This window comes from Pseudomonas sp. C9D1, from assembly GCF_056491235.1.
On the sequence record NZ_JBSZIE010000002.1, the window covers coordinates 2,190,627 to 2,212,462 of the forward strand.

Here is a 21,836-nt window from a genome sequence, read left to right on the forward strand (position 1 = left end):
CAGGGGCGCGCATGATATCAGAATTGCACCCCCTATCGCACCCCTCGCCCATCAGGCCGCCGGCGGCCGCACCTCGTCCTTTACACCCTCGAAATCTTCTTCGCGAAGCGCCGGCAGTGCCTTGCCGCAGTAGTCGCTACCCAGGGCCGTCAGCGCCTTGCACATGCCCTCCAGGCGCTCATCCACCGCCTGGACGTGGTCCAGCAACTGTCCGATCGCGCGTGCCACCGGGTCAGGCATGTCCTGGCTCACGCCATAAGCATCGAAACCGAACTTCTCGGCGATGGCCTGGCGCTTGGCCACTTGTTCCGGGTCTTCCTTGACGATGACCCGCCCCGGAATCCCCACGGCAGTGGCGCCGGCCGGCACCGCCTTGGTCACCACGGCGTTGGAGCCGATCTTGGCGCCAGCCCCCACCGTGAACGGGCCGAGCACCTTGGCGCCCGCACCGACCACCACGCCATCTTCCAGCGTCGGGTGGCGCTTGCCGGCATTCCAGCTGGTGCCACCCAGGGTCACCCCTTGATAGAGGGTGACGTCATTGCCGATCTCGGCGGTTTCGCCAATGACGATACCCATGCCGTGATCGATGAAGAAGCGCCGACCGATGCGAGCACCCGGGTGGATCTCGATACCGGTCATCCAGCGACTGAAGTTCGACACCAGGCGCGCCAGCCACTTCCAGCCCGCCAGCCACAAGGCATTGGCCAGACGATGCAGCCAGATGGCGTGCAGGCCGGGGTAACAGGTGAGCACCTCGAAGGCATTGCGCGCAGCCGGGTCACGGTGGAATACGCTTTGAATGTCTTCTCGCATGCGTTCGAACATCACTTCTCTCTCCGCTTCTGGATTTCTCCACGCGCAGCCTTCTGGGTCTCAGTCAGGATGCCGCGCAGGATATTCATCTCGAGCTTGCTGATGGCACTACGCCCGTACAGGCGACGCAGCCGTGGCATCAAATGGCGCGGGCGCTCCGGGTCGAGAAAACCGATATCGACCAACGTACGTTCGAGGTGGCCGAAGAACAGTTCCAGCTCATCCACCGTCACCGGCTGGATGTTTTCCTCGGCGGTCAGCTCCACCTTTTCCATCTTGGTCGGCTTGCCCTGCACGCCCAGCCAGGCCATGCGGGCCTCGTAGGTCAGCACCTGGACAGCCGCAGCCAGGTTCAGCGAGCCGAATTCGGGATCGGAAGGGATATGCACATGGAACTGGCAGCGCTGCAGCTCTTCATTGGTGAGGCCGGCGTACTCACGCCCGAACACCAGCGCCACTTCGGCGCCACCCTCCACCTGCTCGACGCAACTGGCACCGCACTCGCGAGGGTCGAGCAACGGCCAGGGGATATGACGGTCACGCGCACTGGTGCCATACACCAGGCTGCAGCCGACCAACGCCTCCTCCAGCGTTCCGACGACCTGCGCAGACTCGAGAATGTCATCGGCACCGGAGGCACGCGCCCAGGCTTCCTGATGAGGGAACTGCTCGGGCTCCACCAGCACCAGGCGCGACAACCCCATGTTTTTCATGGCGCGAGCCGCCCCGCCGATATTGCCGGGGTGACTGGTACCGACCAGGACCACGCGAATGTTTTGCAGCAAGGCGCTGGCTCCAACCTAAACTTCAGGGGATGAAATCTTACAGAAGCACTCGGCCGAACGCCATGAAAGCGCCGGCCTGCACTTCATGCGCAACGCTTTTCTGTTAGAATGTCCGGCTTTCTTTAACGACCCAGGTGACTCCCCCATGCAGCCTATGCTGAATATCGCCCTGCGCGCCGCTCGCAGCGCCGGTGAATTGATCTTCCGCTCCATCGAGCGCCTGGACGTGATTTCGGTGAACGAAAAGGACGCCAAGGACTACGTCACCGAAGTCGACCGCGCCGCCGAAGAAACCATTATTCAAGCGCTGCGCAAAGCCTATCCGACCCACAGCATCCTCGGCGAGGAAGGCGGCTCCATCGCAGGCAGTGGCGAAGGCGCTGACTATCAGTGGATCATCGACCCGCTGGATGGCACCACCAACTTCATCCGCGGCGTGCCGCACTTCGCCGTCAGCGTCGCCTGCAAATACAAGGGTCGCCTGGAGCACGCCGTCGTAATCGATCCGGTTCGCCAGGAAGAGTTCACCGCCAGCCGCGGCCGCGGCGCCGCCCTCAACGGCCGCCGCCTGCGCGTCAGCCCGCGCAAGAGCCTGGAAGGCGCCCTGCTGGGCACCGGCTTCCCCTTCCGCGACAGCCAACTGGACAACCTCGACAACTACCTGAACATGTTCCGCAGCCTGGTCGGCCAGACTGCCGGCATCCGTCGCGCCGGCTCCGCCAGCCTGGACCTGGCCTACGTTGCCGCCGGTCGCTTCGACGCCTTCTGGGAGTTCGGCTTGTCCGAGTGGGACATGGCAGCAGGCGCCCTGCTGGTTCAGGAAGCCGGCGGCCTGGTGAGCGACTTCACCGGCGGCCATGACTTCCTCGAGAAAGGCCACATCGTTGCCGGCAACACCAAGTGCTTCAAGGCGGTCCTGACGGCCATCCAGCCGCACCTGCCGCCTTCGCTGAAGCGCTGATACGCACCGCGACAGGAAGAACCCGGCCAGGCGCCGGGTTTTTCATGCCCACGAAAAAGGCGCCCTCGGGCGCCTTTTTCCTTTCACCGACGGATCACTGCTGGATGCCGGCCTGACGCTGCGTCAGCACCAGACGACCTTCCTTGGTGACAGGGATCTGCGCGCCCGGATCGTGATCCATGCGCACCTGGTTCACCTTGCCATCCAGCTGGTACTGCACGTCATAGGCAACCACTTTCTCGTTGCTCTCCTGAACGGTGTTGCAGCGGGTTTCAGTGGTGGTATAGGTGTCGCTGTTCTGCATGTGCTCCTGCACCTTGTTACCGGCATAACCACCACCCACGGCGCCTGCCACGGTGGCGATCTTCTTGCCGTTGCCGCCACCGACCTGGTTGCCCAAAAGGCCACCCGCCACAGCACCCAGTACGGTACCGGCGATCTGGTGCTGGTCCTGGACCGGCCTCTGACGGGTCACAGCGACATCCTTGCAGACCTCACGCGGGGTCTTGAAAGTCTCCTTGACCGGCTGGACCGCGAGCACCTCGGCATATTCCGGGCCGTTACCCACAAGGCTGTAGGTAGCGACGGCGCCACCGGCGGTTACACCGACGGCACCCAATACGGCGCCGACGAGCATCGACTTGTTCACATGGACCTCCTGGTTCAAAACCGGCGCATCTGCGCCCTACTCCCTGCCTTGGAGTACAGCTCTTTGCCCGAGTTCCCGTAGGACCAATCCCACGCAAGCGACTGGGACAGCCATCACATCGCGCCACTTCCCCAGGAGGAACACCGCATCCCCAAACAAAAAGGGCCTGCAAATGCAGGCCCTTTCGGCAACACACTCAAACTCAGGGACGCTCGTCCACCTCGGTGGCCACGGCAGGAGGAATCAGGTCCTCCGAACGCAGGCCCAGCCAGATGAGGACGGGGGCACTGATATAGATCGACGAGTAGGTACCCACGACCACACCCACCAGCAGCGCGACCGCGAAGCCGTGCAGGCTGTCGCCCCCGAACACCAGCAGCGCGACCAGAGCCAGCGCGGTGGAGGTCGAGGTGGCGATGGTACGCAGCAGGGTCTGGGTGCAGGAGACGTCGATGTTCTCGATCAGGTCAGCCTTGCGCAGCACGCGGAAGTTTTCGCGGATACGGTCGAAGATAATGATGGTGTCGTTCAGCGAGTAACCGATCATTGCCAGCACCGCCGCCAGCACCGTCAGGTCGAACGGCAGCTGGAAGAACGCCAGGATGCCCAGGGTGACGATCACGTCATGCACCAGGGAAGCAATCGCGCCGACGCCGAACTTCCACTGGAAGCGGAAGGCCAGGTACAGCAGGACACCGCCCAGTGCGAGCAGCATGGCGAGGCCACCCTGGTCACGCAGTTCTTCGCCCACCTGCGGGCCGACGAACTCGACGCGCTTGACCACGAACTTGCTATCGGCGTCGATCTTGCGCAGCGCCGCGGCGACCTGGTTGCCCAGTTGCGGGTCCTCGCCAGCCATACGCACCAGCACATCGGTGCTGGCGCCGAAGCTCTGTACCACGGCATCGCGATAGCCAGCCTGCCCCAACTCTTCCTTGATCAGCTCGAGGTTGGCGGGCTTCTCGTAGGACAGTTCGATCAGGGTGCCACCGGTGAAGTCCAGGCCGAAGTTCAGCCCCTTCATGAACAGGGCACCAATACCGACCAGGCTGATGACGACAGTGACGGCGAACGCGAGATTGCGGATCGCCATGAAGCGGATTGTTGACTTGATCATGGCTGCCTCAGATCCACAGTTTCTTGAAGTTACGGCCACCGAAGATCAGGTTGACCAGACCACGGGTGAACATGATCGCGGTGAACATCGAGGTGACGATACCCAGGGACATGGTGACGGCGAAGCCCTTGATCGGGCCGGTACCCAGCGCGAAGAGAATGCCGCCCACCAGCAGGGTGGTCAGGTTGGAGTCGACGATCGCCGCATAGGCACGGTCGAAGCCTTCATGAATGGCACGCTGTACGGACATGCCATTGGCCAGCTCCTCGCGTATCCGCGAGAAGATCAGTACGTTGGCGTCCACCGCCATGCCCAGGGTCAGCACGATACCCGCGATGCCCGGCAGGGTCAGGGTCGCACCGATGGCCGACATCAGGCCTACCAGCAGGGCCAGGTTGAAGGCCAGGGCAACGGTCGCCAGCACACCGAAGAAACGGTAGATGGCGATGATGAACAGCGACACGAAGACCATCGCCCACTCGGTGGACTCGATGCCCTTGACGATGTTCTCGGCACCCAGGCTCGGGCCGATGGTGCGCTCTTCAGCGAAGTACATCGGCGCAGCCAGGCCACCGGCGCGCAGCAGCAGGGCCAGCTCGGACGACTCGCCCTGGCCGTTCAGACCGGTGATGCGGAACTGGTTGCCCAGCGGCGACTGGATGGTCGCCAGGCTGATGATCTTCTTCTCTTCCTTGAAGCCGGGAACCACGACTTCCTGCTCGACACCGTCCACTACCTGCTTGACCTTGCGGTTCATCGGGCGCTGCTCGATGAAGATCACCGCCATGCTGCGGCCGACGTTGTTTCGGGTGGCGCGGTTCATCAGCTCGCCGCCATGGCCATCCAGACGGATGTTCACCTGCGGGCGACCGTTCTCGTCGTAGCTGGCCTGGGCATCGGTAACCTGGTCACCGGTGATGATCAGGCTGCGCTCCAGCGGTACCGGCGGGCGACCCGGCTCGCGGAATTCGAAGGATTCGGTGCTGGCCTTGCTCGCATCGGGGGCGGCAGCCAGGCGGAACTCGAGGTTGGCGGTCTTGCCGAGAATACGCTTGGCTTCGGCCGTGTCCTGCACGCCCGGCAGCTCGACCACGATGCGGTTGGCGCCCTGACGCTGTACCAGCGGCTCGGAAACGCCCAGCTCGTTCACGCGGTTGCGTACGGTGGTCAGGTTCTGCTTGATCGAGTATTCGCGGATTTCGGTCAGCTTGGCCTGGGTCAGGGTCAGGCTCATCACCTGCTGATCACCACGCTCGGCGGTCTTCAGGTCGAAATCGGTAAAGGATTTGCGGATCAGCGACTGCGCCTTGTCCAGCGACTCCTGGTCACTGAAGCCGAGCTGGAAGCCGTTGTCGATACCCGGCAGGCTGCGGTAGCGCACGCGCTCCTTGCGCAGCAGGGTGCGGACTTCGCCTTCGTAGATCTTCACCCGGGCGGAAACGGCCTTCTCCATGTCCACTTCCAGCAGGAAGTGCACACCACCGGAAAGGTCGAGGCCCAGCTTCATCGGCGTCGCACTCACGCTGCGCAGCCAGTCCGGCGTGGTCGGTGCGAGGTTCAGCGCAACCACGTAGTCCTCGCCCAGCACCTGGGTGACGACCTCCTTGGCCGGCAGTTGATCACCCAGCTTGGTCAGGCGCAGCAAGCCACCACGCTCACTGAGGCTCGCGCTTTTGACTTCAAATCCGGCAGCCTTGAGAGCCGCCACGGAGCGATCGAGATCGCCCTGCTGGATCTTCAGCGCGGTGCTGTTGCCAGAGATCTGGATGGCCGGATCATTGGGGTAGAGGTTAGGTGCGGAATAGACCAGGCCGAGGGCGAGAACCGCCAGGATCAGCAGATATTTCCACAGAGGGTACTTGTTGAGCATGACACCGCCCGTTATGACGCGGGGCGCCTTAAGCGCCCCGTGAATGGTGAAGAACGAATCGTTAGATGGCTTTCAGCGTGCCTTTCGGCAGCGTGGCCGCGATGGCGACCTTCTGGATCTTCAGTTCGACGGTGTCGGACACCTCGATGACCACGAAGTCATCGGAGACCTTGACCACCTTGCCGGCGATACCGCCAGAGGTAACCACTTCGTCACCCTTCTGCAGGTTGCCCAGCAGATTCTTGTGCTCTTTGGCGCGCTTGGACTGGGGACGCCAGATCATCAGGTAGAAGATGACCAGGAAACCGACCAGGAAAACCCACTCGAAGCCAGTGCCGGCGGGACCAGCTGCTGCGGCCGGGGCGGCAGCGTCGGCATAGGCGGCGGGAATCAGAAAGCTCATGTAGCACTCCTGTTGCGAAAATTTGAAGAATGTTCAGCTCTATATATGCGGCTTTATCAGTCCAGGGGCGGTGTCGGTAGTCCGCGCCGGGCATAGAAGGCATCGACAAAGGCGGCCAATTTACCCTGTTGGATTGCCTCGCGCAAACCAGCCATCAGGCGCTGGTAATGCCGCAAGTTGTGGATTGTATTCAACATGCTGCCGAGCATTTCACCGCATTTGTCCAGATGGTGCAGATAGGCCCTGGAGAAATGTTTGCAGGTGTAACAGTCGCAGGTCGGGTCCAGCGGCGAGTCGTCGTGCTTGTGCACCGAGTTACGGATTTTCAGCACCCCGGTCTCGACGAACAGGTGGCCGTTGCGGGCGTTGCGGGTCGGCATCACGCAGTCGAACATGTCCACGCCGCGGCGCACGCCTTCCACCAGGTCTTCCGGCTTGCCCACGCCCATCAGGTAGCGCGGCTTGTCCGCCGGCATCTGTGCGGGCAGGTAATCGAGTACACGGATCATTTCCTCCTTGGGCTCACCCACGGAGAGGCCACCGATGGCCAGGCCGTCGAAACCGATCTCGTTCAACCCGTCCAGCGAACGCAAGCGCAGCTCTTCATGCATGCCGCCCTGGACGATGCCGAACAACGCGGCCGTGCTTTCGCCATGAGCGGTCTTCGAGCGCTTGGCCCAACGCAGCGACAGCTCCATGGAGCGCTTGGCCACATCGAGGTCGGCCGGGTACGGCGTGCACTCGTCGAAGATCATCACGATGTCGGAGCCGAGATCGCGCTGTACCTGCATGGACTCCTCAGGGCCCATGAACACCTTGGCGCCATCCACCGGGGAGGCGAAGGTCACGCCCTCCTCCTTGATCTTGCGCATGGCGCCCAGGCTGAAGACCTGGAAGCCGCCCGAGTCGGTGAGGATCGGCCCCTGCCACTGCATGAAGTCATGGAGGTCGCCGTGGCGCTTGATCACCTCGGTGCCAGGGCGCAGCCAGAGGTGGAAGGTATTGCCGAGGATGATCTGCGCACCGATGTCCTCGATGTCACGCGGGAGCATGCCCTTGACCGTCCCATAGGTGCCAACCGGCATGAAGGCCGGCGTTTCGACCACGCCACGGGGGAAGGTCAGACGGCCACGACGGGCCTTGCCTTCGGTGGCCAGCAGTTCGAAGGTCATGCGGCAGGTACGGGTCATGCTTGGTCCTCGGGCCCGCGGGGAGCGGGGTTGCGGGTGATGAACATGGCATCACCGTAACTGAAGAAGCGGTAGCCCTGCTCAACCGCTGCACTGTAGGCAGCCATTGTTTCCGGATAGCCGGCAAATGCCGACACCAGCATCAGCAGGGTGGATTCGGGGAGATGGAAGTTGGTCACCAGGGCATCCACCACATGGAAGGGCCGGCCCGGGTAGATGAAGATATCGGTGTCGCCACTGAAGGGTTTGAGCACACCGTCACGCGCGGCACTTTCCAGCGAGCGCACGCTGGTGGTGCCGACGGCGATCACCCGGCCGCCACGGGCGCGACAGGCCGCCACGGCATCAACCACTTCCTGGCCAACCTCCAGCCACTCGAGGTGCATGTGGTGCTCCTCGATGCGCTCGACGCGGACCGGCTGGAAGGTGCCGGCCCCCACGTGCAGGGTGACGAACGCGGTTTCGACACCCTTCGCAGCGATGGACTCCAGCAACGCCTCGTCGAAATGCAGCCCGGCCGTGGGTGCCGCAACCGCGCCGGCATGGCGGGCATAAACGGTCTGGTAGCGCTCACGGTCCGCGTCTTCGTCCGGCCTGTCTATATAAGGAGGCAACGGCATATGCCCGAGGCGGTCCAGCAACGGCAGCACGTCTTCGGCAAAGCCCAGCTCGAACAACGCATCGTGGCGCGCCAGCATGGTCGCCTCGGCACCGCCGTCGATGAGAATGGTCGAGCCCGCCTTGGGCGACTTGCTCGAACGCACATGGGCCAGCACGCGATGGCTGTCCAGCACGCGCTCCACCAGTATCTCCAGCTTGCCGCCCGATGCCTTCTGGCCAAACAGGCGCGCCGGGATCACCCGGGTGTTGTTGAACACCATCAGATCGCCGGGGCGCAGATAGCCCAGCAGGTCGGCAAAGCCCTTGTGGGCCAATTCACCCGTGGGGCCATCGAGCACCAGCAGGCGGCTGGCACGCCGCTCGCTCAGCGGATGACGGGCGATGAGGTGCTCGGGGAGCTCGAAATGGAAGTCGGCAACGCGCATGGTGGGGTCTTCTTGCAGGGGCGCGAATATTAACGGAAATGCGTAAATCTGACCACGCGGGCGGATTGACCCGCCTCGGCCGCCTCCCTATACTCCGCCGCCATCGTGCCCCGGTGGCGGAATGGTAGACGCGGCGGATTCAAAATCCGTTTCTGGCGACAGAGTGAGAGTTCGAGTCTCTCCCGGGGCACCACGACTTCAGCAAGCCCGCATTTCTCGCGAGCTGCAGCCCATCGCTACACCTCAAAACAGCCCTGCCGAAACACCTTTTTCAGAAGCCGTACATCGGTACTGGAAATCTTCTCAAACCCCGCCTAGGATTGACCTTTCGGGGGGTTGGCAATTCCAAGAAAGTTAGCGTAGAGTGTGCGCACTGTGTTTGCATGGGTCGCTGTTGAATCGTGACCTGGTGCAGTAGATCCTACAGATCCGCTACATCCCGCTCGACTTCTCTTACTCTCTGCAACCAGTTCCAGCCCTCTATGCTTTAAGAAAAGCAAGAGGCTGTCATCAACTCTAGTTTCAAGGAAATAAGACATGTCGAATCGTCAAAACGGCACCGTTAAGTGGTTCAACGACGAGAAGGGTTTTGGTTTCATCACCCCCGAAAGCGGTCCGGATCTGTTCGTGCACTTCCGCGCTATCGAAGGTAACGGCTTCAAGAGCCTGAAAGAAGGCCAGAAAGTCAGCTTCGTAGCTGTGCAAGGTCAAAAAGGCATGCAGGCTGACCAGGTTCAAATCCTGGGCTAAGCCTTCTGCTTTGAAAGAACCCCTGATGGAAACATCAGGGGTTTTTTTATGCCCGTGATTCTATGGAGCCCAGCCCTTAGAATGTCGCGACCCCACGTTTGCAAGGGCTTTCCATGCCGAACCAGAAACTGCGTCCCGAAGGCGATTTCCCCGTCGCGGGTCCTATCCGCCGCTTCGCTGCAATCTTCTACGACTTCCTTCTCTGCGTTGCCCTGATGATGGTCGTCACCCTCTTCTATCAGCAGGCGATCCTGCGCGCGATCTTCGGCGGCGAACGCCTGCGGCAGATGGCCGAACAGGGCGCACTGATCGGCGACCCGGTGCTTTCCAGCCTGCTGTTCCTCAGCCTCTTCGCCTTCTTCAGCAAGTTCTGGATGCGCGGCGGCCAAACCCTCGGCATGCAGGTCTGGGGCGTGCGCATCCAGAATCGCGACGGCTCGGCCATCAGCCTGTGGCAGGCCCTGCTGCGCTTCGTGGTCGCCATCGGTTCCTGGCTGTGCTTCGGCCTCGGCTTCCTGTGGATGATCGTCGACAAGCAGAAACGCAGCTGGCACGACATGTACTCCGACAGCCAGGTCGTCCAGCTGCCGAAGAACATCCACAAGAAGTAGCGCCACCCGAATCGCGCCCAAGAAAAAGCCGGCTCGCAGCCGGCTTTTTCATGCCCGGGGAAACTACCCCGCACGCCTCAACAGCCAGGCACCGGCCAGAGCGCAGATACCCGCAGGGATCAGCACCGCCAGCAGCGGCGAGAAGCCGAACACCAGACTGGACGGGCCAAGCAGGTCCTGGCTGATGCGCACCACGAAGCCGATCACCACGCCAGTGAACACGCGCTGCCCCAGGGTCACCGAGCGCAGCGGGCCGAAGATGAAGGAGATCGCCATCAGCACCAGCGCACCGGTGACCAGCGGCTGCAGCACCTTGGTCCAGAACGCCAGCCAGTAGCGGCCGTTGTTCAGCCCCTGGTCCGCCAGGTAATGGGTGTAGCGCCACAGGCCGGTGATCGACAGGGCCTCGGGCTCCATCACCACAGTGCCCAGCAGCTGCGGGTTCAGCTCGATGTCCCAGCGCTCGTTCGCCGCTTCCACCACTTCGGTGTGGTCACCACGGAAGTAGGTGGTGGAAACATCTTCCAGTTGCCAGTGATCGGCCTGGTACAGGGCGCGCCGGGCGAAGCTCGCCGACTGCATATGGCGTTCGCCGTCGAAGTCGTAGCGGGTCACACCATAGAGCACGCCATTGGGCTGCACGGCGTTGATATGCACGTACTGGTTACCCTGACGGTGCCACAGACCACGCTTGGCGCTCTGCGCCTCACCGCCGCCTTGCGCCAGGGCGCGGTTGCCCTGTGCCAGGTTCTCGCTCCAGGGCGCGACGTACTCGCCGATCAGCACGCCCACTAGCATCAGCACCAGCAGCGGCTTCATCACCGCCCAGACGATGCGTCCGATGGACACGCCCGCCGCGCGCATGATGGTCAGCTCGCTGCTGCTGGCCAGGCCGCCAAGACCGATCAGGCTGCCGATCAGCGCCGCCATCGGCAGCATCTCGTAAACCCGGCGCGGCGTGGTCATCAGCACATAGGTGGCCGCTTCCAGCACACCGTAGGAGCCATCCACATCGCCCAGTTCATCGATGAAGGCGAACAGCAGCGCCAGCCCGACTATCACCCCCAGCACCGCGAGGATGCCGAAGAACACGCTGGTGCCGATATAACGATCCAACCTAACCATGGGCCACCTCACGGGCATCACGACGAGCTGCCCACTTCAGCCGCAACGGCTCCCAGTAAAGCAATGACAGGCCCACCAGCAGGAACATCCCGTGCACCCACCAGAGGCCGAGCGCCATGGGGATCTTGCCTTTGTCCAGCTGGCCGCGCGCAGCGATCAGCAGGGACAGGTAAGCCATATAAAGAAGGATCGCCGGCAGCAGCTTGAGGAAGCGGCCCTGGCGCGGATTGACCCGCGACAGCGGCACCGCCAGCAGGGTCACCACGAACACCAGCAGCGGAATGGACAGGCGCCATTGCAGCTCGGCCTGGTAGCGCGGGTTGTCACTGCCGATCAGCTCGGAGGTCGGGATCGCCTCGCGCTCGCCGATCTCGCCGCTGATTTCCGGCTTGGGCAGGAGGATGCCGTAGGTCTCGTACTTGATGGCGCGGTAGTCGGCCTTGCCCGGGTTACCGTCGTAGCGGTAGCCGTTCTCCAGGATCAGGTAGCGGCTGCCATCCTTGTGGATAACCTGGCTGCCCTTCTCCGCCACCAGCACGCCGATGCCGCGCTCCTTGTTGTTCTGCGACAGGCGCTTCTCGGAGATGAACACCCCACCCAGCTCGCCACGGTCGGCCGAGAGGCTCTCGGTATAGGTCACCCGCGTGCCGTTCTTCATGGTCTGGAAGCGGCCCGGCACCAGGGTGTCGAACTCGGTCAGCGCGTCCTGCTCATTGAGGATGCGCGCCACCTGGGCCACGCCCTGGGGCGCCAGGCCCAGGCTCAGCCAGGCCACCAGCAGCGCCACCAGGGTCGCCGGCGCCAGGCTGTAGGCCATCAGCCGTTGCTGGCTCATGCCGGTGGCGGCGAGCACGGTCATCTCGCTGTCCAGGTAGAGCCGGCCATAGGCCAGGAGGAAGCCGAGGAACAAACCCAGCGGCAGGATCAGTTCAAGGAAGCCCGGCAGGCGGAAGCCCATGATCAGGAACAGCACGCCCGGGTCCAGGACGCCTTGCGCGGCCTGGGCCAGGTACTTGATGAAGCGACCACTCATGATGATCACCAGCAGCACCGCACTTACGGCGCTCAGGGTGACCAGGACTTCGCGGGATAGATAACGGAAGACAATCAAACCAGACACTCCAGGGTTGTCAGGCTCAGGCGGCTACGCTCAAACTAGCCGCTTTGTGGCCAGCCCGCCGAACCGGCGGACCACTGAAAAATGGCCGGCATTATATCCTGCAATCCCGACTCTTTGTCTTGGGGACATACGTCATGGAATTCCTCGTCAAAAGCGCTCGTCCCGAAACCCTGAAAACCGCCACCCTGGTCGTCGCCGTCAGCGAAGGCCGCAAACTGGGCACCGCCGCCAGCGCACTGGATGGCGCCACCGGTGGCGCGATCAGCGCCCTGCTCAAGCGTGGCGATATCGCCGGCAAGGTCGGCCAGACCCTGCTGCTGCACAGCCTGCCCAACCTCAAGGCCGACCGCGTGCTGCTGGTGGGCGTGGGCAAGGAACGTGAACTCGGCGACCGCCAGTTCCGCAAGGTCGCCGCCGCCGTCAACGGCGTGCTCAAGGGCCTTGGCGGCAGCGACGCCGTACTGGCCCTGGGCGAACTCGCGGTCAAGGGCCGCGACGCCTACGGCAAGGCCCGCCTGCTGGTGGAAACCCTGGCCGACGGCACCTACCGCTTCGACCGCTTCAAAAGCACCAAGGCCGATGCCCCGGCGCTGAAGAAAATCACCCTGCTGGCCGAGAAGGCCGAAGTCGCCGACGTCGAGCGCGGCAGCGCCCATGCCCAGGCCATCGCCACCGGCATGGCCTTCACCAAGGACCTCGGCAACCTGCCGCCGAACCTCTGCCACCCCAGCTTCCTCGCCGAGGAAGCCAAGGCACTGGCCAAGGCCCACAAGAACCTCAAGGTCGAAGTACTGGACGAGAAGAAGCTCAAGGAGCTCGGCGCCGGTGCCTTCCTCGCCGTCGCGCAGGGCAGCGACCAGCCGCCGCGGATGATCGTGCTCAACTACCAGGGCGGCAAGAAGGACGACAAACCCTACGCCCTCGTAGGCAAGGGCATCACCTTCGACACCGGCGGCATCAGCATCAAGCCCGCCGCCGGCATGGACGAGATGAAGTACGACATGTGCGGCGCCGCCAGCGTGCTCGGCACCTTCCGTGCCCTGCTCGAGCTGCAGCTGCCGATTAACGTCGTCGGCCTGCTGGCCTGCGCCGAAAACATGCCCAGCGGCGGCGCCACCCGCCCCGGTGACATCGTCACCACCATGAGCGGCCAGACCGTCGAGATCCTCAACACCGACGCCGAAGGCCGCCTGGTGCTGTGCGACACCCTCACCTACGCCGAGCGCTTCAAGCCCCAGGCGGTGATCGACATCGCCACCCTCACCGGTGCCTGCATCGTCGCCCTGGGCAGCAACGTCTCCGGCCTCATGGGCAACAACGACGGCCTGGTGAAGCAGATCCTCAAGGCAGGCGAATACGCCGACGACCGCGCCTGGCAGCTGCCGCTGTTCGACGAATACCAGGAGCAGCTCGACAGCCCCTTCGCCGACATCGCCAACATCGGCGGCCCCAAGGCCGGCACCATCACCGCCGGCTGCTTCCTGTCGCGCTTCGCCAAGAAGTTCCACTGGGCCCACCTCGACATCGCCGGCACCGCCTGGGTCAGCGGTGGCAAGGACAAGGGCGCCACCGGTCGTCCGGTGCCCCTGCTCACCCAGTACCTGCTGGACCGCGTGTAAACTGCAGCATCGCCCGGCGGCACAGGCCGCCGGGCCCCCGCCTCACCTCAGGAACACCCAGCCATGACCCGCGTCGAGTTCTACGTCCTTTCTTCCAGCAGCCCGGCGGACCGCCTGCGCGCCGCCTGCCAGCTGGCGAGCAAGGCCTGGCGCCATGGCCTGCCGGTGTTCGTGCGCTGCGCCGACAAGGCCCAGGGCAACGAGCTGGACGAGCTGATGTGGCGCTTCAAGGCCGAAACCTTCATCCCCCACAGCCAGCATGAAGACGACCCGCAGGCACCGGTGGTGATCGGCGCCAACGAACAGCCCGAAGCCGCCCAGGGCCTGCTGATCAACCTCGACGCCAGCCTCTCGCCGCATCTCGAACGCTTCAGCCGCATCATCGAGATCGTCAACCAGGAGCCGGCGCTGCTGGCCGCCTGCCGTGAGAATTTCCGGACCTATCGCCAGCGCGGCTATGATCCAAAGCGAGTCGAACTCTAAGTACGCCCCATGGACAACTCCAGACCGCCGCAAAAGCCCGCTCACCTGCTCGACGACCTCGAGTCGATCCGCGCCCTGCTCGATGAACACACCAGCAGCGAGCCGCCTCTGCTCACCGAGTCCGTCGACCCGGACAGCATCCCCCTGCTCTCCGAAATCGTCGAACCGCCGCCCTTCGAGCTCACCCCGCTGGGCAGCGAACCCGCCGCCCCGCGCCCGGCTCCGGCCGTGCAGCCCGCCCCCGCACTTGCAGCGCGGGTCGAGCAGCCGAGCGCCACGCCCATCCAGTCCGCCCTGCAGCGCAGCGCCGAAGCCGCCAGCGCCCAGGAATTCAGCCGCCTGGACACCGAGCTGCGCGCCGCCGCGCAACTCATCCTGCAAGACGTCATCGACGATTTCGTGCCCCAGATAGAAGCCGAGCTCAAGCGCCGCCTCAGCGCACGCCTGACCCGCCTCCTGCCCCAGCCGCCCCGCCGCGGCTGACCGGCGCGCGCCTCGCGCCGCCCCATCGCGCCCCGCGCTTGGGGCTTGTACCCGCAGCCGCTATACTCGGCGGCTTTCCGATCAGTTGCCGACACGGTCCCGCCGCACCATGGACAAGACCTACCAGCCCCACGCCATCGAAACCTCCTGGTACCAGACCTGGGAGAAGAACAACTACTTCGCCCCGCAAGGCTCCGGCGAGTCCTACACCATCATGATCCCGCCGCCGAACGTCACCGGCAGCCTGCACATGGGTCATGGCTTCAACAACGCCATCATGGATGCGCTAATCCGCTTCCGCCGCATGCAGGGTCGCAACACCCTGTGGCAGCCGGGCACCGACCACGCCGGCATCGCCACCCAGATGGTGGTGGAGCGCCAGCTGGCCGCCCAGGGCGTCGATCGCCATGACCTCGGCCGCGAGAAGTTCCTCGACAAGGTCTGGGAATGGAAGGAACAGTCCGGCGGCACCATCACCCGCCAGATCCGCCGCCTCGGCTCCTCCGTCGACTGGTCGCGCGAGCGCTTCACCATGGACGACGGCCTCTCCGAAGCGGTCAAGGAAGCCTTCGTGCGCCTGCACGCGGATGGCCTGATCTACCGTGGCAAGCGCCTGGTCAACTGGGACACCAAATTCCACACCGCCATCTCCGACCTCGAAGTGGAAAGCCACGACGAGAAGGGCCACCTGTGGAACCTGCGCTACCCGCTGGCCGACGGCCTGAAGACCGCCGACGGCAAGGACCACCTGGTGGTCGCCACCACCCGTCCGGAAACCCTGCTCGGCGACAGCGCCGTGGCCGTGCACCCGGAAGACGAGCGCTACAAGGCCCTGATCGGCAAGTTCGTCGAGCTGCCCCTGGTCGGCCGTCGCATCCCCATCATCGCCGATGACTACTGCGACCCCGAGTTCGGCACCGGCTGCGTGAAGATCACCCCGGCCCACGACTTCAACGACTACGAAGTCGGCAAGCGCCATGACCTGCCGCTGATCAACATCTTCGACAAGAACGCCGCCGTGCTCGCCACCGCCCAGGTGTTCCACATCGACGGCAGCGTCAACGGCGAATTCGACGGCAGCCTGCCCGCCGCCTATGCCGGCCTCGACCGCTTCGACGCGCGCAAGCGCATCGTCGCCGACATCGAAGCCCTCGGCCTGCTGGAAAAGATCGACGACCACGCCCTCAAGGTGCCCAAGGGCGACCGTTCCGGCACCGTCATCGAACCCTGGCTGACCGACCAGTGGTACGTCTCCACCAAGCCCCTGGCCGAACCCGCCATCGCCGCCGTGGAAGACGGTCGCATCCAGTTCGTGCCCAAGCAGTACGAAAACATGTACTTCTCCTGGATGCGTGACATCCAGGACTGGTGCATCAGCCGCCAGCTCTGGTGGGGCCACCGCATCCCGGCCTGGTACGACGAAGCCGGCAACGTCTACGTCGGCCGCGACGAAGCCGAAGTCCGCGCCAAGCACAACCTGGGTGACATCGCCCTGCGCCAGGACGACGACGTCCTCGACACCTGGTTCAGCTCGGGCCTGTGGACCTTCTCCACCCTCGGCTGGCCGGAACAGACCGACTTCCTCAAGACCTTCCACCCCACCGACGTGCTGGTCACCGGCTTCGACATCATCTTCTTCTGGGTCGCCCGGATGATCATGCTCACCATGCACCTGGTGAAGAACGACGACGGCAGCGCCCAGGTCCCCTTCAAGACCGTGTACGTCCACGGCCTGGTCCGCGACGGCCAGGGCCAGAAGATGTCCAAGTCCAAGGGCAACGTCCTCGACCCGCTGGACATCGTCGACGGCATCACCCTCGACGCCCTGTTGGAGAAACGCACCAGCGGCATGATGCAGCCCAAGCTGGCCGAGAAGATCGCCAAGCAGACCAAGGTCGAGTTCCCCGAAGGCATCAACAGCTACGGCACCGACGCCCTGCGCTTCACCTTCTGCTCGCTGGCCTCCACCGGCCGCGACATCAAGTTCGACATGGGCCGCGTCGAGGGCTACCGCAACTTCTGCAACAAGCTGTGGAACGCCGCCAACTTCGTCACCGAGAACACCGACGGCCAGGACACCGGCATCAACGGCGAAGCCGTCGAGCTGTCCTCGGTCGACCGCTGGATCATCTCCCAGCTGCAGCGCACCGAAGCCGAAGTCACCCGCCAGCTCGACGCCTTCCGCTTCGACCTCGCCGCCCAGGCCCTCTACGAATTCGTCTGGGACGAGTACTGCTCTTGGTACCTTGAGCTGGTCAAGCCGGTGCTGTGGGACGAAAACGCCCCCATCGAGCGTCAGCGTGGCACCCGCCGCACCCTGGTGCGCGTGCTGGAGGTCATCCTGCGCCTGGCCCACCCGTTCATGCCCTTCATCACCGAAGAGATCTGGCAGCGCATCAAGGCCCAGGCCGGCGTCAGCGGTGACACCCTGATGCTGCAACCCTGGCCGGTGGCCAACGAAGCCCGTATCGACGCGGCCGCCGAAGACGACATCGAATGGGTCAAGACCCTGATGCTCGGCGTGCGCCAGATCCGGGGCGAGATGAAGATCTCCATGGCCAAGCGCATCGACGTGGTCCTGGCCAACGCCAGCGATGAAGACCTGCGCCGCCTCGCCGACAACGGCCCGCTGCTGAACAAGCTGGCCAAGTTCGAATCGGTCCGCGTCCTCGCTGCCGGCGAAGAAGCCCCCATGTCCGCCACCGCCCTGGTGGGTGACCTGCAGGTGCTGGTGCCCATGGCCGGCCTGATCGACAAGGAAGCCGAGCTAGCCCGCCTGGACAAGGAAATCCAGCGCCTGGACGGCGAAGTGAAGCGCGTCGGCGGTAAGCTCGCCAACGAAGGCTTCGTCGCCAAGGCCCCGGCCGAAGTGCTCGACAAGGAGCGCGCCAAGCTGGCCGAAGCCGAACAGGCCCTGGCCAAGCTGGCCGAGCAGCGCGAGAAGATCGCCAACCTGTAAGCCCACAAGGCCCGCCAATCGGCGGGCCTTGCTCTTTCATAGGGACGTGGAAGACATGCCCATCCAACTGCGCTTCGAATCCACCCTCGCCGTCAGCCCCGGCCAGGCCTGGAGCTGGATCACCGACGTCGACCGCCTGCGCGAGGAAATGCGCCCCTGGCTGCGCATGACCGTGCCCGCCGGCGTCCGCAACCTCGAAGACCTCGCCTTCCAGCCCGGCGAGCCGCTGTTCACCAGCCACCTCTGGCTGTTCGGCTTTCTGCCGCTGGGCACCTCGCGACTGACCCTGCGCGAACTCAACCCCGGCGTCGGCTTCGTCGAAGAATCCCCCATGACCGGCATGCGCCTGTGGCGCCACGAACGCCGCCTGGAAGCGGACGGCAATGGCACCAAGGTGATCGACCGCCTCACCGTCGAGCCACTGTTCGGCGCCCCGCTGGTGCGGCTATTCCTGCGCCTGTTCTTCGCCAACCGCCACCGCGTGCTGCGCCATCGCGCGCCCTGAACCCGGAGCCCCCATGGAAACCAGCAAGACCAAGACCAGCTTCTACCGCCGCCTCTACGTCGCCTGGCTGATCGACAGCGGCACCGCCGCCAGCGTCCCCGCCCTGATGGACGCCACCGGCATGCCCCGCCGCACCGCCCAGGACACCCTCGCCGCCCTCGCCGACCTGGACATCGATTGCCAGTTCCAGCAGGACGAAGGCGCCCGCAACAACGCCGGCCACTACGTGATCCGCGACTGGGGCGCCATCGACAAGCATTGGATCGCCGCCAACCTGCAACAGATCAAGGCCACTCTCGGCTACCCCTGACAGAATCACGCCCGTAAACAGACGTAGCCCGGGCTTCAGCCCGGGAACCCCCTCCGGTTGAAACCCGGGCTACGGTGCAACGGCCACACCCCATCCAGGAGCCCCCGCCATGACCCCGCAACTCCTCTGGGTACTCGGCCTGCTGCTGGTGGTCGTCACCCTCTTCGTGCGCAACCGCCCGCGTATGGACGCCGTCGCCCTGCTGGCCCTGGTCGCCCTGGCGCTGAGCGGCGTGCTCACCACCGAGCAGGCCCTGGCCGGCTTCAGCGACCCCAGCGTGGTGCTGATCGCCGCGCTCTTCATCATCGGCGACGGCCTGGTGCGCACCGGCATCGCCTACCGCCTGGGCGACTGGCTGGTGGCCCGCGCCGGCAGCAGCGAGACGCGCCTGCTGGTGCTGCTGATGCTCAGCGTCGCCGGGCTCGGCTCGGTGATGAGTTCCACCGGCATCGTCGCCATCTTCATCCCCGTAGTGCTTGGCGTCGCCGCCCGCCTGAAGATCGCCCCGGCGCGGCTGATGATGCCCCTGGCCTTCGCCGGCCTGATCAGCGGCATGCTCACCCTGGTGGCCACGCCGCCGAACATGGTGGTGCACAGCGAACTGCGCCGCGCCGGCTTCGACGGCTTCGGCTTCTTCGGCCCCACGCCCATCGGCCTCGCCGTGCTGGTCCTCGGTGTGCTCTACATGCTCGTCGCCAGCCGCTGGCTCGGCCGCGACACCCGTGACCAGAGCACCGCCGCCCCGCGCCTGACCCTCGCCGACCTGGCCGGCGCCTACCACCTCAGCGAGCGCGAACGGCGCCTGCGGGTGCGCGCCGATTCGCCCCTGGCGCGCCAGGCCCTCAACGAGCTGGAGCTGCGCCGCGAATACGGCATCAACGTCATCGCCGTCGAGCGCCAGCGCAAGTTCCGCACCCTGCTGCTGATGGCCACCGGCAACACCCAGCTGGAGCCCGGCGACGTGCTGCTGGTGGACCTCGCCAGCCCCGCCATCGGCCTGCTCGGTGCCTACCACGCGCTGGGCCTGGAGCCCATGCCCCTCAACGCCTCCTACTACAGCCAGCACGCCCACCAGCTGGGCCTGGCCGAAGTGGCCCTGCCGCCGGAATCGGAGCTGCCGGGCAAGACCATCCAGGAACTGGGCTTCCGCAGCCGCCACCGCCTCAACGTCGTCGGCCTGCGCCGCCACGGCCGCCCCCTCGAAGGCGTGCTGGTGGATGAAAAGCTCAAGGGCTCCGACACCCTGCTGGTGGCCGGCGAATGGAAGGACATCCACCGCCTGCAGGCCCAGGGCCGCGACTTCCTGGTGCTCAGCCTGCCCGCCGAGGTGGACGAAGTCGCCCCCACCGCCCACAAGGCGCCCCACGCCCTGCTCAGCCTGGCGGTGATGGTGGTGCTGATGGTCAGCGGCCTGGTGCCCAACGTCATGGCCGCGCTGGTGGGCTGCCTGCTGATGGGTGCCTTCCGCTGCATCGACCTGGACAGCGCCTACCGCGCCATCCACTGGCCCACCCTGATCCTCATCGTCGGCATGCTGCCCTTCGCCCACGCCCTGCAGCAGACCGGCGGCATCGGCCTCGCCGTGCAGGGCCTGGTGGCGTTGCTGGGCGATGCCACGCCGCGCCTGGTCATCGCCGCGCTGTTCGTGCTCACCGCGGTGATCGGCCTGTTCATCTCCAACACCGCCACCGCCGTGCTCATGGCCCCGGTGGCCATCGCCACCGCCCAGCAGCTCGGCGTCTCGCCGCAACCCTTCGCCATGACCGTGGCCCTGGCCGCCTCGGCCGCCTTCATGACGCCCATCTCCTCACCGGTGAACACCCTGGTGCTCGGCCCCGGCCAGTACCGCTTCGGCGACTTCGTCAAGGTCGGCGTGCCCTTCACCCTGCTGGTGATGGCCGTCACCGTGCTCCTGGTGCCCTGGCTCCTGCCCTTCTGACCAGCCGCCCGACGGCGGCTGGCCAAACCCGGCGGGTTGTGAATAATGCGCGCCTGCCCTTCGTTCCCGGACCTCGCCATGCCCAGCAAACCGCCCAGCAAGACCGCACCGGCCAAGCCGTCCGAGGGGAGCAAGACGCCGCTGCACCCGCGCAACCGCCACCAGGGCCGCTACGACTTCCCCGCGCTGATCGCAGGCAGCCCGGAGCTGGCCGCCTTCGTCATCCTCAACCCCTACGGCAAGCAAAGCATCGACTTCGCCAACCCCGAGGCGGTCAAGGTCTTCAACCGCGCGCTGCTGCAGCAGTTCTACGGCATCCGCCAGTGGGACATCCCCGCCGGCTACCTGTGCCCGCCCATCCCCGGTCGCGCCGACTACCTGCACCATCTGGCCGACCTGCTGGGCGCCGCCCATGACGGCGTGATCCCCAAGGGCCCCGGCCTGCGCGGGCTGGACATCGGCGTCGGGGCCAACTGCATCTACCCGCTGATCGGCCACCATGACTACGGCTGGCGCTTCGTCGGCGCCGACATCGACGGGCAGTCCCTGGACTCCGCCGCCGCGATCCTCGCCGCCAACCCGCAATATGGCGACGCCATCGAGCTGCGCCGCCAGGAACACCCGCAGCACATTTTCCAGGGCCTGCTGCAAGCCGACGAACGCTTCGACTTCACCCTGTGCAACCCGCCCTTCCACGCCTCCCTGGACGAAGCCCGCAGCGGCAGCCGACGCAAGTGGAAGAACCTCGGCAAGCAGGACCCGAGCCGCGCATTGCCGGTGCTCAACTTCGGCGGCCAGTCCAACGAGCTGCATTGCGAAGGCGGCGAAGCGGCCTTCATCGCGCGCATGGCCGACGAAAGCGCCGCCTTCGGCCAGCAGGTGTTCTGGTTCAGCACCCTGGTGTCCAAGGCGGGCAACGTCGCGCCCCTGCAAGAGCGCCTCAAGGCCCTCGGCGCCACCGACATCCGCGTGGTGCACATGGCCCAGGGCCAGAAGCAAAGCCGCTTCGTCGCCTGGACCTACCTCCAGAAGAACCAGCGCCGCGCCTGGCGCAAGGAACGCTGGCCCGCCTGATCCGCTCCTTCCCTGTGAGCG

Annotated in this window: 21 protein-coding genes and 1 tRNA gene; 12 read left to right on the top strand and 10 right to left on the bottom strand. The window is 65.0% G+C overall.

The features are described from left to right. Nucleotides 1-51: 51 nt before the first annotated feature. On the bottom strand, nucleotides 52-828 hold the full coding sequence (gene cysE, locus ACXI0U_RS18335; RefSeq protein WP_021220848.1) for a serine O-acetyltransferase: 777 nt from the start codon (nucleotides 826-828) through the stop codon (nucleotides 52-54). Then, nucleotides 828-1,601, bottom strand: a complete 774-nt coding sequence (gene trmJ, locus ACXI0U_RS18340) for a tRNA (cytosine(32)/uridine(32)-2'-O)-methyltransferase TrmJ (protein ID WP_043240082.1) — start codon at nucleotides 1,599-1,601, stop codon at nucleotides 828-830. Before trmJ ends, cysE begins: the two co-directional genes overlap by 1 nt. A gap of 145 nt (nucleotides 1,602-1,746) precedes the next feature. Here trmJ and suhB point away from each other — a divergent pair, with 145 nt between their 5' ends. Continuing rightward, nucleotides 1,747-2,562 carry a type III secretion system regulator SuhB gene (suhB, locus tag ACXI0U_RS18345; RefSeq protein ID WP_021220850.1) on the top strand — a complete coding sequence of 272 codons (816 nt, stop codon included), beginning with the start codon at nucleotides 1,747-1,749 and terminating at the stop codon, nucleotides 2,560-2,562. Between the two features lie 94 nt (nucleotides 2,563-2,656). Here the strand turns inward: suhB and ACXI0U_RS18350 are convergent, their stop codons facing one another. The 6 genes from ACXI0U_RS18350 to queA form a co-directional block, all read right to left on the bottom strand. Next, entirely contained in the window at nucleotides 2,657-3,211 is a 555-nt protein-coding gene (locus ACXI0U_RS18350) for a glycine zipper 2TM domain-containing protein (protein WP_021220851.1), read from the bottom strand. Nucleotides 3,212-3,413: 202 nt separating this feature from the next. Next, on the bottom strand, nucleotides 3,414-4,328 hold the full coding sequence (gene secF, locus ACXI0U_RS18355; protein ID WP_184487499.1) for a protein translocase subunit SecF: 915 nt from the start codon (nucleotides 4,326-4,328) through the stop codon (nucleotides 3,414-3,416). A 7-nt stretch (nucleotides 4,329-4,335) separates the two neighbouring features. Next, nucleotides 4,336-6,198 (bottom strand): protein translocase subunit SecD, encoded by a 1,863-nt coding sequence (gene secD / locus ACXI0U_RS18360; RefSeq protein WP_374978830.1) that lies wholly within the window; start codon nucleotides 6,196-6,198, stop codon nucleotides 4,336-4,338. A 61-nt stretch (nucleotides 6,199-6,259) separates the two neighbouring features. Further along, nucleotides 6,260-6,601 (bottom strand): preprotein translocase subunit YajC, encoded by a 342-nt coding sequence (gene yajC / locus ACXI0U_RS18365; RefSeq protein WP_184487498.1) that lies wholly within the window; start codon nucleotides 6,599-6,601, stop codon nucleotides 6,260-6,262. A gap of 56 nt (nucleotides 6,602-6,657) precedes the next feature. After that, nucleotides 6,658-7,773, bottom strand: a complete 1,116-nt coding sequence (tgt, locus tag ACXI0U_RS18370) for a tRNA guanosine(34) transglycosylase Tgt (RefSeq protein WP_374981943.1) — start codon at nucleotides 7,771-7,773, stop codon at nucleotides 6,658-6,660. A gap of 14 nt (nucleotides 7,774-7,787) precedes the next feature. Continuing rightward, entirely contained in the window at nucleotides 7,788-8,837 is a 1,050-nt protein-coding gene (queA, locus tag ACXI0U_RS18375; RefSeq protein ID WP_479550648.1) for a tRNA preQ1(34) S-adenosylmethionine ribosyltransferase-isomerase QueA, read from the bottom strand. Nucleotides 8,838-8,944: 107 nt separating this feature from the next. Here queA and ACXI0U_RS18380 point away from each other — a divergent pair. From ACXI0U_RS18380 to ACXI0U_RS18390, 3 genes are all read left to right on the top strand, one after another. Beyond that, nucleotides 8,945-9,030 (top strand) — tRNA-Leu (locus ACXI0U_RS18380). A 344-nt stretch (nucleotides 9,031-9,374) separates the two neighbouring features. Continuing rightward, nucleotides 9,375-9,587 (top strand): cold-shock protein, encoded by a 213-nt coding sequence (locus tag ACXI0U_RS18385; protein ID WP_003298189.1) that lies wholly within the window; start codon nucleotides 9,375-9,377, stop codon nucleotides 9,585-9,587. Between the two features lie 113 nt (nucleotides 9,588-9,700). After that, nucleotides 9,701-10,198 carry an RDD family protein gene (locus ACXI0U_RS18390; protein WP_043240071.1) on the top strand — a complete coding sequence of 166 codons (498 nt, stop codon included), beginning with the start codon at nucleotides 9,701-9,703 and terminating at the stop codon, nucleotides 10,196-10,198. 63 nt (nucleotides 10,199-10,261) lie between these two features. On the opposite strand, the gene lptG is transcribed toward ACXI0U_RS18390, so the two are convergent. Beyond that, nucleotides 10,262-11,323, bottom strand: coding sequence for an LPS export ABC transporter permease LptG (lptG, locus tag ACXI0U_RS18395; RefSeq protein ID WP_374978832.1), 1,062 nt, complete (start codon nucleotides 11,321-11,323; stop codon nucleotides 10,262-10,264). Continuing rightward, nucleotides 11,316-12,434, bottom strand: a complete 1,119-nt coding sequence (gene lptF / locus ACXI0U_RS18400; protein WP_043240067.1) for an LPS export ABC transporter permease LptF — start codon at nucleotides 12,432-12,434, stop codon at nucleotides 11,316-11,318. Before lptF ends, lptG begins: the two co-directional genes overlap by 8 nt. Before the next feature lie 143 nt (nucleotides 12,435-12,577). Here lptF and ACXI0U_RS18405 point away from each other — a divergent pair, with 143 nt between their 5' ends. From ACXI0U_RS18405 to rlmF, 8 genes are all read left to right on the top strand, one after another. Then, nucleotides 12,578-14,062: a leucyl aminopeptidase gene (locus ACXI0U_RS18405; protein WP_021220860.1), complete on the top strand. Its 1,485-nt coding sequence runs from the start codon at nucleotides 12,578-12,580 to the stop codon at nucleotides 14,060-14,062. Between the two features lie 63 nt (nucleotides 14,063-14,125). Then, nucleotides 14,126-14,545, top strand: a complete 420-nt coding sequence (locus tag ACXI0U_RS18410) for a DNA polymerase III subunit chi (RefSeq protein ID WP_184487495.1) — start codon at nucleotides 14,126-14,128, stop codon at nucleotides 14,543-14,545. Nucleotides 14,546-14,554: 9 nt separating this feature from the next. Beyond that, complete coding sequence (locus ACXI0U_RS18415; RefSeq protein ID WP_479550649.1) at nucleotides 14,555-15,028, top strand: DNA polymerase III subunit chi; 474 nt, start codon at nucleotides 14,555-14,557, stop codon at nucleotides 15,026-15,028. Between the two features lie 109 nt (nucleotides 15,029-15,137). Beyond that, the gene (locus tag ACXI0U_RS18420; RefSeq protein WP_043240057.1) at nucleotides 15,138-17,987 is read left to right on the top strand and encodes a valine--tRNA ligase; all 2,850 of its coding nucleotides are present in this window, start codon (nucleotides 15,138-15,140) and stop codon (nucleotides 17,985-17,987) included. A 55-nt stretch (nucleotides 17,988-18,042) separates the two neighbouring features. Then, complete coding sequence (locus ACXI0U_RS18425; RefSeq protein WP_316924905.1) at nucleotides 18,043-18,492, top strand: hypothetical protein; 450 nt, start codon at nucleotides 18,043-18,045, stop codon at nucleotides 18,490-18,492. Between the two features lie 13 nt (nucleotides 18,493-18,505). Next, the gene (locus ACXI0U_RS18430; RefSeq protein ID WP_184487491.1) at nucleotides 18,506-18,802 is read left to right on the top strand and encodes a winged helix-turn-helix domain-containing protein; all 297 of its coding nucleotides are present in this window, start codon (nucleotides 18,506-18,508) and stop codon (nucleotides 18,800-18,802) included. Nucleotides 18,803-18,911: 109 nt separating this feature from the next. Beyond that, nucleotides 18,912-20,741: an SLC13 family permease gene (locus tag ACXI0U_RS18435; protein WP_479550650.1), complete on the top strand. Its 1,830-nt coding sequence runs from the start codon at nucleotides 18,912-18,914 to the stop codon at nucleotides 20,739-20,741. Between the two features lie 78 nt (nucleotides 20,742-20,819). Continuing rightward, nucleotides 20,820-21,815, top strand: a complete 996-nt coding sequence (gene rlmF / locus ACXI0U_RS18440; protein WP_479550651.1) for a 23S rRNA (adenine(1618)-N(6))-methyltransferase RlmF — start codon at nucleotides 20,820-20,822, stop codon at nucleotides 21,813-21,815. The last annotated feature ends 21 nt before the right edge of the window (nucleotides 21,816-21,836 follow it).

Excerpts from the sequence above, each read along its gene's own strand:
- cysE (WP_021220848.1), bottom strand. The coding sequence starts at position 828 with ATGTTCGAACGCATGCGAGAAGACATTCAAAGCGTATTCCACCGTGAC.
- suhB (WP_021220850.1), top strand. The coding sequence starts at position 1,747 with ATGCAGCCTATGCTGAATATCGCCCTGCGCGCCGCTCGCAGCGCCGGT.
- secF (WP_184487499.1), bottom strand. The coding sequence starts at position 4,328 with ATGATCAAGTCAACAATCCGCTTCATGGCGATCCGCAATCTCGCGTTC.
- secD (WP_374978830.1), bottom strand. The coding sequence starts at position 6,198 with ATGCTCAACAAGTACCCTCTGTGGAAATATCTGCTGATCCTGGCGGTT.
- yajC (WP_184487498.1), bottom strand. The coding sequence starts at position 6,601 with ATGAGCTTTCTGATTCCCGCCGCCTATGCCGACGCTGCCGCCCCGGCC.
- tgt (WP_374981943.1), bottom strand. The coding sequence starts at position 7,773 with ATGACCTTCGAACTGCTGGCCACCGAAGGCAAGGCCCGTCGTGGCCGT.
- queA (WP_479550648.1), bottom strand. The coding sequence starts at position 8,837 with ATGCGCGTTGCCGACTTCCATTTCGAGCTCCCCGAGCACCTCATCGCC.
- ACXI0U_RS18385 (WP_003298189.1), top strand. The coding sequence starts at position 9,375 with ATGTCGAATCGTCAAAACGGCACCGTTAAGTGGTTCAACGACGAGAAG.
- ACXI0U_RS18390 (WP_043240071.1), top strand. The coding sequence starts at position 9,701 with ATGCCGAACCAGAAACTGCGTCCCGAAGGCGATTTCCCCGTCGCGGGT.
- lptG (WP_374978832.1), bottom strand. The coding sequence starts at position 11,323 with ATGGTTAGGTTGGATCGTTATATCGGCACCAGCGTGTTCTTCGGCATC.
- ACXI0U_RS18405 (WP_021220860.1), top strand. The coding sequence starts at position 12,578 with ATGGAATTCCTCGTCAAAAGCGCTCGTCCCGAAACCCTGAAAACCGCC.
- ACXI0U_RS18410 (WP_184487495.1), top strand. The coding sequence starts at position 14,126 with ATGACCCGCGTCGAGTTCTACGTCCTTTCTTCCAGCAGCCCGGCGGAC.
- ACXI0U_RS18415 (WP_479550649.1), top strand. The coding sequence starts at position 14,555 with ATGGACAACTCCAGACCGCCGCAAAAGCCCGCTCACCTGCTCGACGAC.
- ACXI0U_RS18420 (WP_043240057.1), top strand. The coding sequence starts at position 15,138 with ATGGACAAGACCTACCAGCCCCACGCCATCGAAACCTCCTGGTACCAG.
- ACXI0U_RS18425 (WP_316924905.1), top strand. The coding sequence starts at position 18,043 with ATGCCCATCCAACTGCGCTTCGAATCCACCCTCGCCGTCAGCCCCGGC.
- ACXI0U_RS18430 (WP_184487491.1), top strand. The coding sequence starts at position 18,506 with ATGGAAACCAGCAAGACCAAGACCAGCTTCTACCGCCGCCTCTACGTC.
- ACXI0U_RS18435 (WP_479550650.1), top strand. The coding sequence starts at position 18,912 with ATGACCCCGCAACTCCTCTGGGTACTCGGCCTGCTGCTGGTGGTCGTC.
- rlmF (WP_479550651.1), top strand. The coding sequence starts at position 20,820 with ATGCCCAGCAAACCGCCCAGCAAGACCGCACCGGCCAAGCCGTCCGAG.